The organism is Novosphingobium resinovorum (assembly GCF_027922145.1).
Taxonomy (GTDB): Bacteria; Pseudomonadota; Alphaproteobacteria; order Sphingomonadales; family Sphingomonadaceae; genus Novosphingobium; species Novosphingobium resinovorum.
Window position 1 is genome coordinate 202,975 of record NZ_BSFC01000019.1, and the last position, 16,585, is coordinate 219,559.

11 protein-coding genes and 1 pseudogene are annotated in these 16,585 nt (G+C 66.9%); 8 read left to right on the forward strand and 4 right to left on the reverse strand.

The features are described from left to right. Window positions 1–121 precede the first annotated feature (121 nt). Entirely contained in the window at window positions 122–1,291 is a 1,170-nt protein-coding gene (locus tag PKE80_RS10935) for an FAD-dependent oxidoreductase (protein WP_271182495.1), read from the reverse strand. A gap of 58 nt (window positions 1,292–1,349) precedes the next feature. Between PKE80_RS10935 and PKE80_RS10940 the strand changes: the two genes are divergently transcribed. From PKE80_RS10940 to PKE80_RS10955, 4 genes and pseudogenes are all read left to right on the forward strand, one after another. Then, the gene (locus PKE80_RS10940) at window positions 1,350–1,880 is read left to right on the forward strand and encodes a (2Fe-2S)-binding protein (RefSeq protein WP_309298984.1); all 531 of its coding nucleotides are present in this window, start codon (window positions 1,350–1,352) and stop codon (window positions 1,878–1,880) included. Continuing rightward, entirely contained in the window at window positions 1,877–3,994 is a 2,118-nt protein-coding gene (locus PKE80_RS10945; RefSeq protein ID WP_271182496.1) for a xanthine dehydrogenase family protein molybdopterin-binding subunit, read from the forward strand. Before PKE80_RS10940 ends, PKE80_RS10945 begins: the two co-directional genes overlap by 4 nt. 78 nt (window positions 3,995–4,072) lie before the next feature. After that, window positions 4,073–4,489 (forward strand): hypothetical protein, encoded by a 417-nt coding sequence (locus PKE80_RS10950; protein WP_271182497.1) that lies wholly within the window; start codon window positions 4,073–4,075, stop codon window positions 4,487–4,489. Between the two features lie 346 nt (window positions 4,490–4,835). After that, window positions 4,836–6,119 (forward strand): annotated as a pseudogene (locus tag PKE80_RS10955) (MFS transporter); the annotation flags it as partial. 56 nt (window positions 6,120–6,175) lie between these two features. Here the strand turns inward: PKE80_RS10955 and PKE80_RS10960 are convergent. From PKE80_RS10960 to PKE80_RS10970, 3 genes are read right to left on the reverse strand one after another with little or no spacing between them, the layout of a single operon-like run. Beyond that, window positions 6,176–7,159, reverse strand: coding sequence for a phospholipase C/P1 nuclease family protein (locus PKE80_RS10960; protein ID WP_271182498.1), 984 nt, complete (start codon window positions 7,157–7,159; stop codon window positions 6,176–6,178). A 15-nt stretch (window positions 7,160–7,174) separates the two neighbouring features. Continuing rightward, complete coding sequence (locus tag PKE80_RS10965) at window positions 7,175–8,332, reverse strand: YdcF family protein (RefSeq protein WP_271182499.1); 1,158 nt, start codon at window positions 8,330–8,332, stop codon at window positions 7,175–7,177. Between the two features lie 32 nt (window positions 8,333–8,364). After that, window positions 8,365–10,845, reverse strand: coding sequence for a TonB-dependent receptor (locus tag PKE80_RS10970; RefSeq protein ID WP_271182500.1), 2,481 nt, complete (start codon window positions 10,843–10,845; stop codon window positions 8,365–8,367). 119 nt (window positions 10,846–10,964) lie between these two features. On the opposite strand from PKE80_RS10970, the gene PKE80_RS10975 reads away from it, so the two are divergent. The 4 genes from PKE80_RS10975 (at window position 10,965) to PKE80_RS10990 (ending at window position 16,502) form a co-directional block, all read left to right on the forward strand. Then, window positions 10,965–12,077 carry an ROK family transcriptional regulator gene (locus PKE80_RS10975; RefSeq protein WP_271182501.1) on the forward strand — a complete coding sequence of 371 codons (1,113 nt, stop codon included), beginning with the start codon at window positions 10,965–10,967 and terminating at the stop codon, window positions 12,075–12,077. Window positions 12,078–12,147: 70 nt separating this feature from the next. After that, entirely contained in the window at window positions 12,148–13,053 is a 906-nt protein-coding gene (locus PKE80_RS10980; RefSeq protein ID WP_271182502.1) for a LysR family transcriptional regulator, read from the forward strand. A 93-nt stretch (window positions 13,054–13,146) separates the two neighbouring features. Then, complete coding sequence (locus PKE80_RS10985; protein WP_271182503.1) at window positions 13,147–15,129, forward strand: TonB-dependent receptor domain-containing protein; 1,983 nt, start codon at window positions 13,147–13,149, stop codon at window positions 15,127–15,129. A gap of 119 nt (window positions 15,130–15,248) precedes the next feature. Continuing rightward, entirely contained in the window at window positions 15,249–16,502 is a 1,254-nt protein-coding gene (locus tag PKE80_RS10990) for an MFS transporter (protein ID WP_271182504.1), read from the forward strand. The last annotated feature ends 83 nt before the right edge of the window (window positions 16,503–16,585 follow it).

Below are 16,585 nucleotides of genomic sequence, written 5' to 3' on the forward strand. Positions count from 1 at the left end.
GAGATCGCGCAAGTCCTGCCGCAAGCACTCATCATGGCTACAAAGCTCCCAGCCTTCGCTGGGATGACGGGCGGGCGCGGCGTCTATCGGGAGCCACCAAACCTTTCGTCATTGCGAGCATCTAAGCCGCAATCTCCGTGGTGGCCGGATCATAAGTCATCAGGTTCTCGTTCTCCGGGTCCGCGCCATTGCGCTTGCGCATCTCCGGATCGCTCGACTGGTTGATCTCCCCCTGCCGCCGCGAGCGCAGCAGCACCCGGTTGGCCCGCTCGCGCCGGGTCGCCTCGTAGCGGTGCAGCGCTGCCACCGGATCGCCCGCAGTGGCAAAGGCCCGTGCGAAGACCACCGCGTCCTCGATCCCCATCGCCGCGCCGAGGCCCAGAAACGGCAGCATAGGATGCGCCGCATCGCCCATCAGCGTCACCCGGTCGACCGTCCACTGCGGCAGCGGATCGCGGTCGAACAGCGCCCACTTGCGCGTCCCCTCGGCCGGGGCGGCGCGCAGGAGCGCCTTCACGTCCTCGTTCCAGTCGGCGAACTTCTCCAGCATCTCGGCATTGGTGGCGGGCGTGGACCAGCCCTCGCCGGTCCAGTTGTCGGTCTTCACGAAGGCGACGCCGTTCACCACCGTGCCATGGCGGATAAGATAGCGCAGCAACTGCCGGTCCGGCCCGAGATAGTTCACCGAAGGCCCCAGGTGCATTTGCGCCTGCACCTGCTCTACCGGGATCAGGAAGCGATAGGCCGACTGCCCGGTAAATCGCGGGCTCTCCTCCCCGAACAGGATGGCGCGCACGCGCGAGTTGATACCGTCCGCCCCGACGAGCACCGGCGCGCGCTCCTCCGACCCATCGGCAAAGCGCGCGGCGACCCCCGCTGCGTCCTGCGCCAGAGCCACCACTTGCCGGTTCAGCGCGATTGTCTCCGGGTCCATCGCATAGACCGCATCGGCAAGGATGGCATGCATGTCGGCCCGGTGGAGCTGGTAGAAATACGGGATTTCCCCTGCCTCGCGGGCCAGCGCGATCTGGTCCGGCCCGCCGATTCGCTCGCCGGTGCGGTAGTCCGCCCCGCCCGCGCGTACCGGAATGTCGGCGTCGCGCTCGATCGCGTCGCGCAAGCCGAGCGAGAACAGCCCGCGACTGGCAGGCTGGCTCAGCGTGATCCCGGCCCCGACGTCCCCGAACTGCGCGGCCTGTTCGAACAGGCGGACCTTCAGACCCTGCCGCTGCAGCCCCAGCGCAGCGGTCAGCCCCGCGATGCCGCCACCGACGATGATGATGTCCGTCATGCCCGTTCCCCTGCCTTGCAGGTCGGCAGGGTATGCCGTGAGCCGGTGAATGCAAAACATGGCTGTTATGACCCGCGCGTGCGTTGACCGCCCGCGCGCGGCCCAACAAGATCGCCGCCTCATGGCGTTCACCGTCCTCATCAACGGCCAGCCCCGGGTGCTGGACTGCGAGCCGGACATGCCCCTGCTCTGGGGGCTGCGCGACCTGCTGGGGCTCACGGGCACGAAGTACAGCTGCGGCAAAGGCTTATGCGGCGCCTGCACCGTCCACCTCGACGGCGCGGCGGTGCGCTCCTGCTCGGTGCCGGTAAGCGAGGTGAAAGGCGCGATCACCACCATAGAGGGCATCGCCGGCCCGGTCGCCGAGCGCGTCCTTGCTGCCTGGGACGCGCACCAGGTCGCGCAGTGTGGCTATTGCCAGCCCGGGCAGGTCATGGCCGCCATCGCCCTGATCGCTGCCGGTCCCGTGGACGATGCCGCGCTGGAGGCGACCATGAACGGCAACTTGTGCCGCTGCGCCACCTACATGCGGATTCGGGCCGCCGTGCGCGACGCGGCCCAAACCTTTGCCCAAACCGTCTCAGCGTGACCCTCGACCGGCGCGGCTTCCTCGTGCTCGCCTCAACCGGCCTCTTGCTGGGGGTGGCGGGCAAGGGGCTTTCGACCGCGCCGGAGCCTGACGGACTAGTTCAGCGCTTCCTCGCGATCGATTGGGAGGGCACCGTCACCGTCTTTGCCAAGCACCTCGACATGGGGCAGGGCATCTGGAGCGGCCTTGCCTCCATCGTCGCCGAGGAACTCGACGCCGATTGGGGCCGCGTGCGCGTGGTCGGCGCTCCGGCGCGCCTGCCCGACTACGCGCACAACGCCTTCCATGAACAGACCACCGGCGGCTCCACCTCGACTGCGCAGAGTTGGGACGAGTTGCGCCGCGCCGGAGCTACCGCCCGCGCCATGCTGGTGCGCGCCGCCGCGCAGGCGTGGCACGTGCCCGAGGCAGCGGTCGGCACACGTCGGGGCGAACTCTTCACCGATAACCACACGGCGGGATACGGCGATTTCGCCGCCGCTGCGGCACGCCTGCCCGTGCCCGCAGACGTCACGCTCAAATCCCGCGCCGAGTGGCGCCTGCTTGGCGGCGCGCTGCCCCGCACCGACACCGCCGCCAAGACGCGCGGTGCAACCGTCTACGGCATCGACGGCATGTGGCCCGACATGCGCCACGCCATCATCGCCCGCTGCCCGCAGATCGGCGGGAAGGTGCGTAGCTACGACGCCTCCGCCGCCCGCGCCATGCCAGGTGTGGACATGGTGGTCGAAGTGCCCAGCGGCATCGCCGTTATCGCCCGCACCACCTGGCATGCGATCCGCGCCCGCGAGGCCCTGCGCATCGAATGGGATACGCACGCGGCCGAAACCCGCAGCGACACCGAAATTGCCGCCGACTTCACCCGCGCGATGGCCGAGACGGCGCCCGCCTATACCGATACGCGCGGCGCCCCTGAGGCCGCCTTCGCCTGCGCGCACCGCGTGGTCGAGGCCGAATTCCGTTTTCCCTACCTCGCCCATGCATCTATGGAGCCGCTCAGCATCTCTGGCCGCATGGTCGGCGGCGTCTGCGAGGTGCGAGCCGGGTTCCAGTCGCAGACCCGCAACCAGCAGGCGATCGCCGACATCCTCGGCCTGCCGCTGGACCGCGTGGCTCTCGACACCGTCCCGGCGGGCGGCAGCTTCGGGCGGCGCGCCTCGTTCGATTCCGACTGGGTGGCCGAGTTCGCCCACGTCCTCAAGGCCACCCGCTGGCGCTGGCCGATCAAGCTGACCCGTACGCGAGAGGACGACGTGACCGGCGGCTACTACCGCCCGCTGATGATCCACGCGATGCGCGCTGGGCTCGACCGGGAGGGCCGCCTTATCGCGCTGGACCAGCGCATGTCGGGCCAGTCGGTGACGCTCAAGGCCCCGGAAAAGCCCAACTGGCGCGACTGGACGGTGATGGAGGGCGTTTTCCATGAACTCTACGCCTGTTCCAATTCCCGCCTGCGCTGGTGGGGCCCGCCGGCGCGCGTGCCGGTTTTGACCTTCCGCTCGATCTCGAACAACCACACTGGGATCGCCAAGGAGATCTTCGTCGATCGCCTCGCCCGCGCCGCCGGGGCCGACCCGGTTGCCTACCGCCTCGCCTTGCTGGGGGAGGAACCGAGACAGGTCGCCGTCCTGCGCCTCGCCGCCGAAAAGGCCGGATGGAATACGCCGCCACGGCCGGGCATCACCCGCGGCGTGGCCGTCCACCGCTCGGAAGGCAGCTTCATCGCGCAAGTCGCCGAACTCAGCGGTGCCCATGACGACTTTTGCATAGAACGGATCGTCACCGCGCTCGACTGCGGCCTTGCCCTCAACCCTGACACCGTGCGCGCGCAAGTCGAGGGAGGAACCGGCTTCGGCCTGTCGGCCGGGCTATACGGCCGCGTCACGCTGGAAGGTGGAGCAGCGCAGGACGGCAACTTCGACATGTACCGTGTGCTGCGCCTGAACGAGATGCCCCGAGTCATGGAAACCCACCTGATCGAAGGCGCCGATCGCCCCTCCGGTGTAGGTGAGCCCGGTTCGGTCCCCGGCACGGCGGCGGTCGTCAATGCGCTTGAACGTATGGGTCTGCCGCAGGTTACGCAATTTCCCGTCTTCGCGATGAGTCGAATCTAGCGCTTTTCGCTCTGTCGAGATCCGCAAACAATCGGCGGCTTTGCGGGAAACCCCCTTATCTTTGCAGGCAGCACTGCGATGACGGCCGAACCGACCGGCGGCTCCTGCAATTGCTCGACACTGAATCGACATCCACAACATGATGGCTGCCGGCATCGGCGTGAAGGCCGCAGAGGAAGCTGCCTCGCCCCCCAAGTAGCTGATGATAAAGCCTTGTTCTTCAAGGTTTCCACACCGGACGGGCCGCTCGATTACCAGAAGGCAATCTCCGGTGAGCTGAAACTGGTTCCTTCCGACGATCAGGTACTAGCCACACTTGAAGGCGACTACCAAGCCATGGTGGAGGCCGTCTGCCGCATGAAGAGAATGCGCCGACGTTTGCAGAGCTCATGGAAAGCTGCAGCAAAATTGCCGACGAAATCAACGCCACGACTAAAGCTCTTTAAGGCATCGATTGCGGATAGTCGGCTGAGCCGAATCGACCGCCGCCGGTGAGCTAGCGCTTGAGCGATTCGAATCCCTTGTGCCGCATCTGCAAAGCGAATGCGGATTGATGGTTCCGCATCGCCAAGTGTCGATCAAAACCCCATACGAAGTGTAGCCGGAAATCAGATTTTCTAGGCTTTGCCATTCTGTAGGGCCATTCAAGTGCACGAAAATCGTTAGGTCAGGCCATCCAAGTGCCACGGACTTGGATGCCGCCCACGCAAATCCGTTGACGCTGAGGCCATTCGGATCATCACCGGACATCTCTCCCACATTGATGGTTCCTCTTCGCTTTCATGCGGGTGAGCTGCGCCTTTGTCGCACAGACGTCATGATCCGCCGCTAGCGGCCGGCCATGCTCCATCAAGGCCGCACTCTGGCCATATTCGCGCGCGAAGCCCGGCTGTTCGCCTATTCCTCGGGGAATTTCGGCAAGGCGCTGGTCTTTGCCGGGGCGGACATGACGATCCTGTTCCTGCTGACCGACCTGCTCGGCCTGAGCGCGACGGCGGCCGGGTCGCTGATGCTGGTCGCGCTGGCGGGCGACCTCGTGTTCGATCTGGTCGCCGCCGCGCTGGTGATCCGGCTGCGGCGCAAGGGACGCGGCTATCGCTGGCTGGTCGCGACGGGCACGGTGCCCTGCGGCATGGCCTTCGCGATGCTCTACGCCATGCCCGCCTCCGGTCTCCATCAGGGCTGGCTGCTGGCGGCGGCCATGCTGGTGTTTCGCAGCGCCTACGCGGTGATCGACGTGCCGCACAACGCGCTCATGGCGCAGATGACCAGCGACAGCCGCGCGCGCGGCCGAGTCTCCGGCTACCGACTGCTGTTCAGCACCGCCAGTTCACTGTGCGTGGCGATGGTACTGACCCCGCTCGTCCAGCATGCCGCGCGCAGCCGCGCCTTCGATGCGCTGGCGGTGACCGGAGCATTCGCCGCAGGGCTTTTCGCGCTGACCATGATTCTGTGCGTCGCGACCTCGGGGCGCCAGGCCGGGACGTCAGCGGATGCCGCCGGACAGGACGCCATCCGAGTGCCGCTGCGCGATCCGCTGGTGCTGGGCATGGGCCTTATGGCGCTCATCACCGGCTTCGCGATGCCGACTTTCGGGCGGATGATCCTCTTCATCGGCACATACGTGGCCGAGCGGCCCGATCTGGTCGCCACGCTGCTGCTGGCGATGACCTGCGGGCAATTCGCCGGGGTGCTGTTCTGGACCGCCTTGACGGCGCGGATGGATCAGGCGCGGGTGCTGGCCATGGGCCACGGCGTCAGCGCGGTGGGCTTCGTGCTGTTCGCCCTGTGCCTGGATCGCCCCGACGCCCTGCTGGCCTGTGTGGCGGTGATCGGCTTCGGCCTCGCCTCTGTGTTCATGCTGCCCTGGGGGCTGCTGGCCAACGCGGTGGACTTCGTGGCGCTGCGCCATGGCCGGCGACTGGAGACGGGTCTCTTCGCCTTCTACCTCGTCGCGGTGAAGGCCAGCGGCGCGGCGGCGACGGCGCTGATCGGGTGGTCGCTGGGTTGGCTGGGCTACGTGCCCGGACAGCACCAAGGCACTTCGGTCGAAACCGGCATGCTGGCGCTGGGACTGGGCCTGCCGCTGGTGGGAGCCTTGTCCGCCATCGTCCTGCTACGCCGCTTCGACATCGGCCACGCGCGGCACGCCCGGGTACGCGCCGCGCTCGACCGGAAAGCTCAATCGGGCGCCGAACCGGTCTCCGGGTTGAACTTCGGGTTGGCGAAGTCGATCGGCGAGGGCTCGACCTTGGCCGGAGGCGCGGCGCTCTCGGCCCAGGCGCGGCAGAGCATGTCGCGCAGCATCGTCGCCCCCGCCGCCGTGCGTTCATAGACCATCTCGCGCACGCGCTGGTCGGTGAAGTCGGCGAACTGAGCGCGCTTTTCCAGCGCGAAGACCTCGCCCACCTTGTCGCCCGAGTGGTCGAGATAGGCCAGCACCGCGTCGAACATGTCGCCCGAGGTCCGGCCGGGCTTGCCGATACGCGGGGCGATGTCGGCCACCGTCAGCTTCATGCCGTCGACGAACTGGCTCTCGAAGCGGCCGTGGACGGTGCGGTCGGTGGTGTAGCCATGCGGGTTCGGCCCACGCCAGCCATCGCTGCTGACCGAATCGTGCATCGGGTTGGCCCCGTCGCCGATGTAATGGCCGAGGCGGATGACGTCGAAAGCGCAGTTCTGCTCGGCCACGGAGGCGTCCTTGCCTTCCGCGTTCGCCGCGCGGATGCGGCGCATGCACACGACGATGCGGTCATAGGCCTCGATCGCGGCATAAGGCAGCGTGCCGGTCCAGCGCACATTGGTGCGCGCGGCGGTTTCGGGATCGCTGTCCTTGATCTTCTCGTACTGCTTGTAGAGCGCGATCACGAACTCGTAGCGCGAGCGGGGGATGGGCTTGAGGAACGTGAACTGCTCCCGAAACCAGCCGTGGTTGGGGTCTTCCTCGATCTTGGAGAAGTTCTCGGAGTTGCCGCGCCAGCTGTCGGGGAGCAGCGAGGAGGCGCCGATATAGTCCTCGTACTTGCGCAGGAACACCGGGCCGTCCTCGGGGATGGCCTCGATCGCGGCGCGGTCGATGACGGTGTGGGCAGTGCCGCCCCAGGCCAGCGCGGCAGTGGGACTGAGGCCGAGTGCGGCGATGGCGGCAAGGAGGATGTTACGCATGGGGAACGGCTCCGATCAGGGATCCAGCGGATCGCGCGGGTCCACGCGCGCAGAAAGGGCGGATGGGCGAAATTCCAGCTCGGTCGGTGAGACGCGCGCACCGATGGTGCCGGGCTGATAGCCCAGTTCGCGGTTATTGCGCGCCGCGAATTCGGGGTTCTCGATCATCGCGCTCTGGTCCGGGTTGCAGACGATCAGCGTGTCCTTGTCCAGCGGGGCGCCCATGGCCATCAGCAGGCGCGAGGCATTGCGCAAGTTGGTGGTGGTGTGGCGCGCATGCGGCTCGATGACGATGGCCTCGGCGGGGACGCCGTAGCGCTCGATCAGGGCGCGGCGCATTTCCTCGGCTTCGGCGAAGGCGGTGGCGCGCGGGTGGGCATGGCCACCGGTGAGGATCAGGAACGGCGCGTCGCCTGCCGCGAAGCGCTGCGCGGCAAGGCGCACGTGGTACTTGCCGTAAGGGCTGAGCGGCATGCCCGCGACCTCAGGCCCGACGCCGGTGACGATCAGTGCGCTATAGCGGTAGCGCTTCCAGTCGAGGCCCTTTGCGCGCCTGAAGGCCGGGGCGTTGAGGCCGCCGGTGAGCGGCTCGTAACTGATGGCATCGCGGCGGTCCGCGGCATCGAGCAGCGCCAGCGCATAGTCCAGGCTGGGATCGAGCGCCTGCAGCGAATTCACGCGCACCGTCTGCGACAGCCATGTCGCCGCCTGCAGACGCGAGCGGGCCTCCTGCGGGTCGACCATGCCGGCACCGTCGATGCCGGGATACGGCGGCACCTGACCCAGACCATACGTGCGCACGATCGTGTTGATGCCCGCGATCTCGCGCCCGGCCTGCGCGGCGGGGCCGTCGTCCGCGGCCTTCCCCGAGGCAGCAGCGGCGAGCACTTGCGCCTCGCCGTCAGTCCAGACCATCGCCTGCGCCACGCAGCCGAGGTCGGTGCCGCAGGCCGCCCGCCGGTCGAACCGGGCGCGCAGCATGGCGGCGACTTCGGGGCGAGCCTGCAGCGCATTGAGCGCCGCAGGATCGCGGCCCAGCGCGTCGAACAACGGGAACAACCGCTGCGACAGGCTCTCCGTCACCGTGTCCCTGACGGCCTGCGCCCTAGCACCTTGTGCAGATGCGCAGACCGTCGTGAGCGAGAGTGCCGCAGCAACGGCAACCGCTGCCATGCGCGCCGGACCTTTCCGCATTCCCGCCGTCCTTACCAGGACTTGCCGATGACGAGGCGGAAGTTGCGGCCGAAGATCGGACGCCCGTAGATCGCCTCGGCGCTCCCTTGCCCTGCCAGCGAGTCGGTGCGGGTATTGCCTTCGGTCAGGCCGTGGGCGTTGAACAGGTTGTCGCCGACGACCTGCAGCTGCCATGTGCCGTGCTTCACCGTCACGCCCGCGCCCACGGTGCCGTAAGCGGGCAACGCAGTGTTGTTGTAGAGATCGACGAAGCGCTTGCCCATGTAGGTGTAGCGCCCATAGATCGACACGTCGGTGTCGCCCGTGGTGAAGTCGAAGCTCGGACGGATGTTGCCGTAGACCTTCGGCTGGCGGACGATCTGGTTGCCCTCGGCCTGCTCCGGGTCGGCGCCGGTGCTGCTCTGGAAGTTCTTGTACTTGGGATCGCTGACCGTCAGCGCGCCGTTGAGGGTGAACCACGGGGTCACGCTCCAGGCGCCGTCGAACTCGACGCCCTTGACCTGCGCCTCGCCGATGAAGGGCACGTTCACGTCGTTGCGGCCGGTGGTCGGATCGTAGGCCAGGAACGAGGCGTTGAGCGGGTCGAAGTTGGTGTAGAAGCCCGTCACATAGAGGTACGAGCGGCCCATCGACAGCTTGAGGCCCGCCTCGAACTGGTCGGCGACGGTGGTGATGATCGTCGGGTTGATGCTCATCACGGTCTGGACGTTAGGCGGCGTCTCGAGGTGCGAGGCGCGGCCGTAGACGCCGATGTGGCTGGAGAAGTCGTAGTTCGCCCCGATCGTCCAGTTGGTGACGTTGGGCTTGAGCTTCTGGTTCAGGATCACGCCGGTGAAGGCGCGGGTGCTGTCGTCGGCCAGCGTGGTCATGTCGCCAAGGTTAGCGGCTTCGGTCAGCGCGGCCCAGCCCTTGTAGCTGTAGCGTTCGTGGCGGATGCCGCCGTCGATGCGCAGGCCAGGCACGATTTCCCAGGTGTCGTTGGCGTAGAGCGCGAACATCTTGGCGTCGCTGTCGCCCTGGTTGAGCGTGGCGGCGTAGTTCAGCACGCCGTTGTCGGTGACGCGGCCCAGTTCGGTGCCGGCGGCGTTGTACGCGACGAGGTCGAGGGTGCGCGGCTTGCCGGACACTTCGATCAGGTAGTTCTGGTAGAGCGTGCGGCTGTCCTCGCCATAGAGGCTGCCGTAGACGCCCAGCTTGATGTCGTGGGTGCCGAAGCCGGTGTCGAACTTGCGTGCGACCGAGAGGTTGGCCTGACCCGAATAGAACTTCGAGTGGATGTCGCGGTACTGGCCCTGCATGACGAGGCCCGACGCGGCATAGGGATCATAGACGGTGTTGGTCCCCGCCAGCGTGTAGCCGAAGTGGTCGATCGCACCGAAAGCCGTGGTGGCGCGGGCGAGGTAGCCTGCCGCGAAGGCGTTGCCGTCGGCCGGGTTGGTGGTCGAGTAAAATGCGGTGAAGTCGTTCTTGCCCTGCGTGTAACCGGCAGCGGCGGTCACAAGCCACCCGTCGAAGTCGCCTTCGTAATGCGCGCCGAAGTTCACCATCTGCATGTGGCGACCGTCCGAAAGATCGGAATTGCGGCTCTGCACCACGCCGTTGCCGTCACGGTACTTGAGGTTGACGTTGCGGAAGGCGGGCGAGTTCATCGTGCCGTCGAAGTAGTCGATGTACTGGTTCAGCGACGCGCCGGTCAGCGGATTGTTGGTCGGGATCGGCAGATAGAACGTGTTGTGATCGTTGACGTAGTTGAAGTTCAGCTTGATGAACCCGTTGTCGGTCACATGCTTGATGTTGGCGCGGATCTGGCCGCCCTTGTCATTGGGGAAGCCGTTGTCGCGGTAGCCGTCGTGGTAGCGCATGAAGCCACCGACCGCGTAGTAGGTGTCCTTTGCCAGCTTGCCCGCCTGATAGGCATCAAGGCGGTAGAGGCCGGTATCGCCCAGCGTCACTTGCGCCTTGCCGCGCGCTTCCTCGCCGCCGGTCACGGTAATCGCATTGATGATCGCGCCCGAGTAGCTGGCGTAGACCGGGGCCGGACCGCCGCGCACGACTTCGACGTGGTCGGTCATCAGGTCCTGCTTGAGGATGGCGTCGCCGCGGAAGAACACGCCGTCGTTCTCATGGAACAGCGGCAGGCCGTCCTGCTGGAAGCTCACGAAGCCGCCGTCGTTGGGGAGGCCGCGGATGCGGTAGATGTTCTGCACTTCGCCGCCGGTGATCTCGGTCTGGAAGCCGGGAAGCTGGCCGATCAGGTCCGCGAAGTTGACCGGGGCGATCTTCTCGAAATCTTCCTGCGAGATCGTGTTGACCGCATAGGACACGTCGAAGCGGCGCTCGGCGCGGGTCGAGCCGGTGACGATGATGTCATCGCCGGTCGATTCGTTCGAAGCGGTGGGCGCGCCAGCGGGCGCCTCGTCGGCGTAGGCGGGCGTGAAGGCGGTGGCGAGCGCGGCAAACGCCGCGCCAGTGGCGAGAACGGACTTGAGCATGACGGCCCCTCATGAATCTGGGTCGCCGGGGAGGCGGCGACGGGGGCGCTCTGGACGCGGTGTGTGACGTTTTTAATTATTGTTGTGAAAATAAATAAAACACCATACGGCGCCCGGCCATGGCCACTCCCGCATTCGACAAGGACCAGCGGCGCATCATTCATGAACTGCGCAAGGCGGGCGCGCTGTCGCGCTCGGCGCTGGCGGAGCGGCTGGAGATCAGCCACACCGCCCTCACCCGCATCTCGCGCGAACTGCTGACGCTCGGCCTCGTCGAGGAAGTGACGGAGGGCGGCGCACAGGGGCGCGGACGCCCGGCGATCCCGCTGCGGCTGGCGTCGACGGGCGGCTATGCGGTGGGTGCGACGGCGCACAAGGGCCTGCTCGACATCGCCATCGTCGACTTCGCGGGCCAGACCATCGCCACCCACCGCGAAGACAGCGATCCCATCGACCCTCGCCAGTTCGCGCAGCGCGTCCGCCGCGTGACGCACGACCTTGTCGACCGGCACGGCCTGCTCGGCCAGCGCATGCTCGGCATCGGCGTGGCGGTGCCCGGCCCGGCGCTCTCGCTGGAGGGCGAGCGGTGGAGCGTGGTCGAGGACATGCCCGGCTGGCGCGGCACGCCCTTGCGCGAGATCCTGAGCGCCGAACTGGGCTGGCCGCTCTGGCTGGAGAACGACGCCAACGTCGCCGCCATCGCCGAGTTCTACATGGGCGGCCTGCTGCGCGAATTCTCGACCGTGGTGGTGTTGCTGCTCGGCTACGGGATCGGCGCCGGGGTCATCGTCGATGGGCGGCTGGTGCGCGGCCAGTTCGGCGTGGCCGGGGAAGTCGGCTGCCTGTTTCCCGGCGACCGCCCGCGCCCGAGCCCGCTCGACCTGCTCTCCACCTTGCGCGCCAGCGGCTGCGACCTCACCTCGGTGAGCGAGATCGACCTTGCCTCCGAAGCCCAGCGCCCCGCGATAGAACAATGGATGGACCGCGCCGCGCGGCAGTTGGAGGTCGTCGCCGACACCGCCTTCGCCTGGCTCGATCCCGGCGCCATCGTGCTGGCGGGTGCGGTGCCCGGCGACGTGCTGGAGGGTCTTGCCTCGCGCCTGCGCGCGGCCTCGCTGGTAACGACGGTGGACGGGCGCGGCCCGCCCGTGCGCGTGTCCGGGCTGCGCGGGTCTCCGGTCACGCTGGGCGCGGCGCTGCTGCCGATCCACGCGATCTCCGCGCAGAGCTGAGCGGCAACGTTTTGTAAGAATAGGATCGTGGCGCAATTGCGGGGTTTTCGCTAATGCGAAGCCCTCGCATATGATCCCATCCCTGTCACCCAACCTCCTGCTCGTCCTGGCGATGCTGCTCAAGACCAAGAGCGTCAGCGGCACGGCGTTGATGCTCGGCATCAGCCAGCCGAGCGTGAGCCGTTCGCTGTCCAAGTTGCGCGGGGCGCTCAACGATCCGCTGCTGGTCCGCTCCGGCGCCGGGATGATCAGGACCCGGCGCGGCGACGAACTCGTCGGAAGGCTGGCAGACTGGGTAGCCGAAACGTCCAGCCTGCTGGTAGAGAAGCGCTTCGACCCGGCGCAAGTGAAGCGCCGCTTCCGTATCGCATCTACCGATTTCGGCGTACTCGCGGTCGTTCTGCCAGCCCTACCCCGGCTTCGCGAAATCGCGCCCGGCATCGCCATCGACGTGCTGCCGCTGGGTCATGCCACGCACCGTTCTCTGGCCCAGGGCGACATCGACCTTGCCATTTCCGGGCTGGAGCACGATCCCTCCCAGCTCCACCGCCTGCACCTGTTCAGCGACCATTTCCTTTGCGTGACCCGTCCCGACCATCCGCTGGCAGGCGAAGGCGAGGTGCCGATCAACGATTTCCTCGATCACGACCACCTCGGCCTGACCGTCAGCGATGCGGAGCTGGATCGGGTAACGACACTGCTGGGCACCGGATCGCGCAAGGTCGTCGCAAGCGTCCCCTACTTCAGCCTCGCGCCCGATCTTCTCGCAGCCGGAGACTTGGTCATGGCCGTGCCTTCGCGGCTGATGCGCAGTTGCCCGCGCGATCTCGCCACTAGACCGGCTCCCGCTGTAATCGGGGACCTGAACTACTGGCTGCTCTGGCACGAGCGCAGCCACCGCGACCCTGCCGCCGCATGGCTGCGCGACCGGCTGCTCGAGGCATGCCGCGAGGGCGAGGCAGCCCCGGCGGAATAATCGCTATCCGATATTGAGTGTTGGCCCGAGGAGTGCTCCCCGCCAATGGCACTAATGCAATAAATTCGCATTAGCATACATCTAGGGGGTATCGTGATCTACAAATCCAGGCTGCGCGGCAGCGCGGCGGCGCTGACGCTCGCCACCGCACTTTACACCGTTCCGGCGCTCGCTGCCGACGATGCGGAAGGCGCCACTGCCGCCTCCACCATCGTCGTTACCGCGACCAGCCGCGAGCAGGAAGTGAAGGACGCGCCCGCATCGATCAGCGTCATCACCCGCGAAGACCTGGAGCGCCTGCCCTACCGCGAAGTCACCGACGCGCTGATGGAAATCCCCGGCGTCACCGTGACCCCCGGCGAGGGCAACAGCCGCGACATCTCGATCCGCGGCATGTCGCCGCAATACACGCTGATCCTCGTCGACGGCAAACGCCTGAGCAGCCGCGAGACGCGCACCAACGGCGGCAACACCTCCGAAGGCGGCATGCTGCCTCCGCTGGAATCGATCGAGCGGATCGAGGTGGTGCGCGGCCCGATGTCCTCGCTCTACGGCTCTGACGCGATGGGCGGCGTCGTCAACGTCATCACCCGCCGCATCGCCACCAGCTGGCGCGGCAGCGTGCGTATGAACGGCACGATGCAGCTGGGCGACGACTACGGCAATTTCTACGACGCCAACTTCTACCTCTCCGGCCCGATCACCAAGGGCATCGGCCTGCAGGTTCAGGGATCGCTGAACCGCCGCAACGAGGACCATGTCGTCGGCGGCACCCCCGAGCGCAAGGACGAGAGCCTGGCCGGCAAGATCGGCTTCTCCGCCGGACCGGACCACGACTTCATCGTCGAGGGCGGCTTCTACAGCCAGAAGGTCACCGCAACCGCAGGCAAGACCGTGGAAGTGACCGCCACCGTCCCCGAAGGCACCCTCGATACGCAGACCCAGGAGCGCTATGTCGTCGCCCTGACGCACTCCGGCCGCTGGGGCTTCGCGAACTCGGAAAGCTACGTGCAGTACGAGGACGCCAAGAACCTCGAGACGACCAAGCGGATCAAGAACACCGTCGCGCAGTCGATCTGGTCGGTGCCGCTTCCCTCGAACATGCTCAGCATCGGCGGCTTCTTCCGCAACGAGGATCTCATCGACACGGTCGGCAACCTGTTGAACGGATCGACCCGCACCGGCGCCAGCCGCACCAACTGGGCGCTGTTCGCCGAGAACGAACTGTCGATCCTGGACACCCTGCGCCTGACCGGCGGCATCCGCATGGACAACGACGAGCAGTACGGTGTCCACTGGACGCCCCGCGCCTACCTGGTGTGGAACTCGACCGATCGCCTGACCCTCAAGGGCGGCTATTCCAAGGGCTTCCGCGCTCCGAACCTGCGCCAGACCCTGCCTGACTGGGGCCAGTCCAGCCGTGGCGGCACGATCTACGGCAACCCGGACCTCGAAGCCGAAACCTCACGCACGATCGAGGCGGTGGCGATGTACGAAGGCAAGGGCTTCCAGGCCAGCCTGACCGCCTACGACACGCGCTTCAACGACAAGATCACCCGCGTCACCTGCGAATCCGCAGGCGCATGGTGCATCGACGAGCCGCTCAGCTCGATCGGCCGCCCGCCGACGACATACGTGAACATCGACAAGGCGAAAGTGCGCGGCGTCGAGGCGACCATCGACCTTAACCTCACCCGCACGCTGCGTTTCAATGCGACCGGCACGCTCACGGATTCCGAGCAGCTGACCGGCACCAGCGCGGGCATGGCCCTGAACGACACACCCAAGCAGCAGGCGAGCGCGTCGCTCAACTGGAAGCCCGACAATCGCCTCTCGCTCTATGCCCGCGCCGTCTATCGCGGCGAGGAAGCGGTGACCGAGGCGCAGATCAGCGGCAACAACCTCGTGGTCGAATCCTACACCACGGTCGATCTGGGCGGGTCGTACAAGCTCTCGTACGGGTTTATCTTCAATGCCGGCGTGCAGAACCTGTTCGACAAGCGCCTGAACTACGACGAGGCCGGCTACATGATCGACCCGGCACGCATCTGGATGGGCGTGACTGCCCGGTTCTGAGCTTGTTCGCGTGGGTTGCGCCCGCCAGCGCATCCCACGCGGGCATCGGTTCAAGCCTCTCGTCATCGGCGCTCACTCCCGCTAGAGGAGACCGCCGAGCGAGGGGAGCACCACGAAGCATGAACGTCTACCGCCAGAACGCCCGCGTCCTGACCGCGAGCCTCGTGGGCACCGCCGTCGAGTTCTACGACTTCTACATCTATGCGACCGCCGCCGCGCTCGTCTTCGGGCCGCTGTTCTTCCCGGCCGAGTCCGCGACCGTCCAGCACCTTGCCGCTTATGCCAGCTTCGCCATCGCCTTCATCGCGCGGCCGGTGGGGGCGACGCTGTTCGGCCATTTCGGCGACCGCGTGGGACGCAAGTCCACGCTCGTCGCCTCGTTGCTGCTGATGGGCGGGGCGACGGTACTGATCGGCGTGCTGCCGACGTATGAAAGCGCGGGCTGGATCGCCCCTGCCCTGCTGTGCCTGATGCGCTTCTGCCAGGGCCTGGGCCTTGGCGGCGAGTGGGGCGGCGCGGCGCTGCTGGCGGTGGAGAGCGCGCCCAAGGGCTACGAAGCGCGCTTCGGCATGTTCCCGCAGCTGGGCGCGCCGGTCGGCTTCTTCGCGGCCAACGGGCTGTTCCTCGTGATCAGTTCGGTGCTGAGCGATGCGGAGTTCGCCGCCTGGGGCTGGCGCATCCCCTTTCTGCTGAGCGCGGTCCTCGTCGGCCTCGGCCTGTGGATCCGCTTCCGCCTTTCCGAAAGCCCGGTCTTCGCAAAGGAAGACGACCACCACCGCGCCATCCCCGTGGTCGAGCTGTTCCGCACCCACATGCGCGAGACAGTGGCGGGCACTTTCGCGGTGATCGCCTGCTTCGCGCTCTACTATCTCGCGACCACCTTCGCACTGGGCTACGGCACTGCGACGCTGGGCTTCGGCCGTCAGCAATTCCTTGGCGTACAGTTGTTCGCGATCCTGTTCATGGCGGTCGGTATCGTCGTTGCGGGCTATGCGGCCGACAGGCGCTCCTCGCGGTCGGTGCTGATGTTCGGGTGCTTCTGCGCGGTGCTGCTGGGCACGGTGATGGGCCTGATGTTCTCGACCGGATCGCTGTTCGTGATCGGTCTGTTCCTGTGCGTCGCGCTGTTCACCATGGGCCTCGTCTACGGCCCGATCGCCGAGCTGCTACCCCGGCTGTTCAAGGCGCGGGTGCGCTACACCGGAGCCTCGATCGCGTTCAACGTGGGCGGCATCGTCGGCGGCGGCTTCGCGCCCGCCGTGGCGCAGGGGCTGGCCGACAGCGGCGGCGTGCTGTTCGTGGGCCTCTACATTTCCGGCGCAGCGTTGCTGAGCCTGTTCGGGCTGATGGCGGTCCGGGCCGAGCGGGTTTGAGCCCACCTCGTCATTGCGAGCGAAGCGAAGCAATCCAGGGCGGTTTATGCTGCCCTGGATTGCTTCGCTTCGCTCGCAATGAC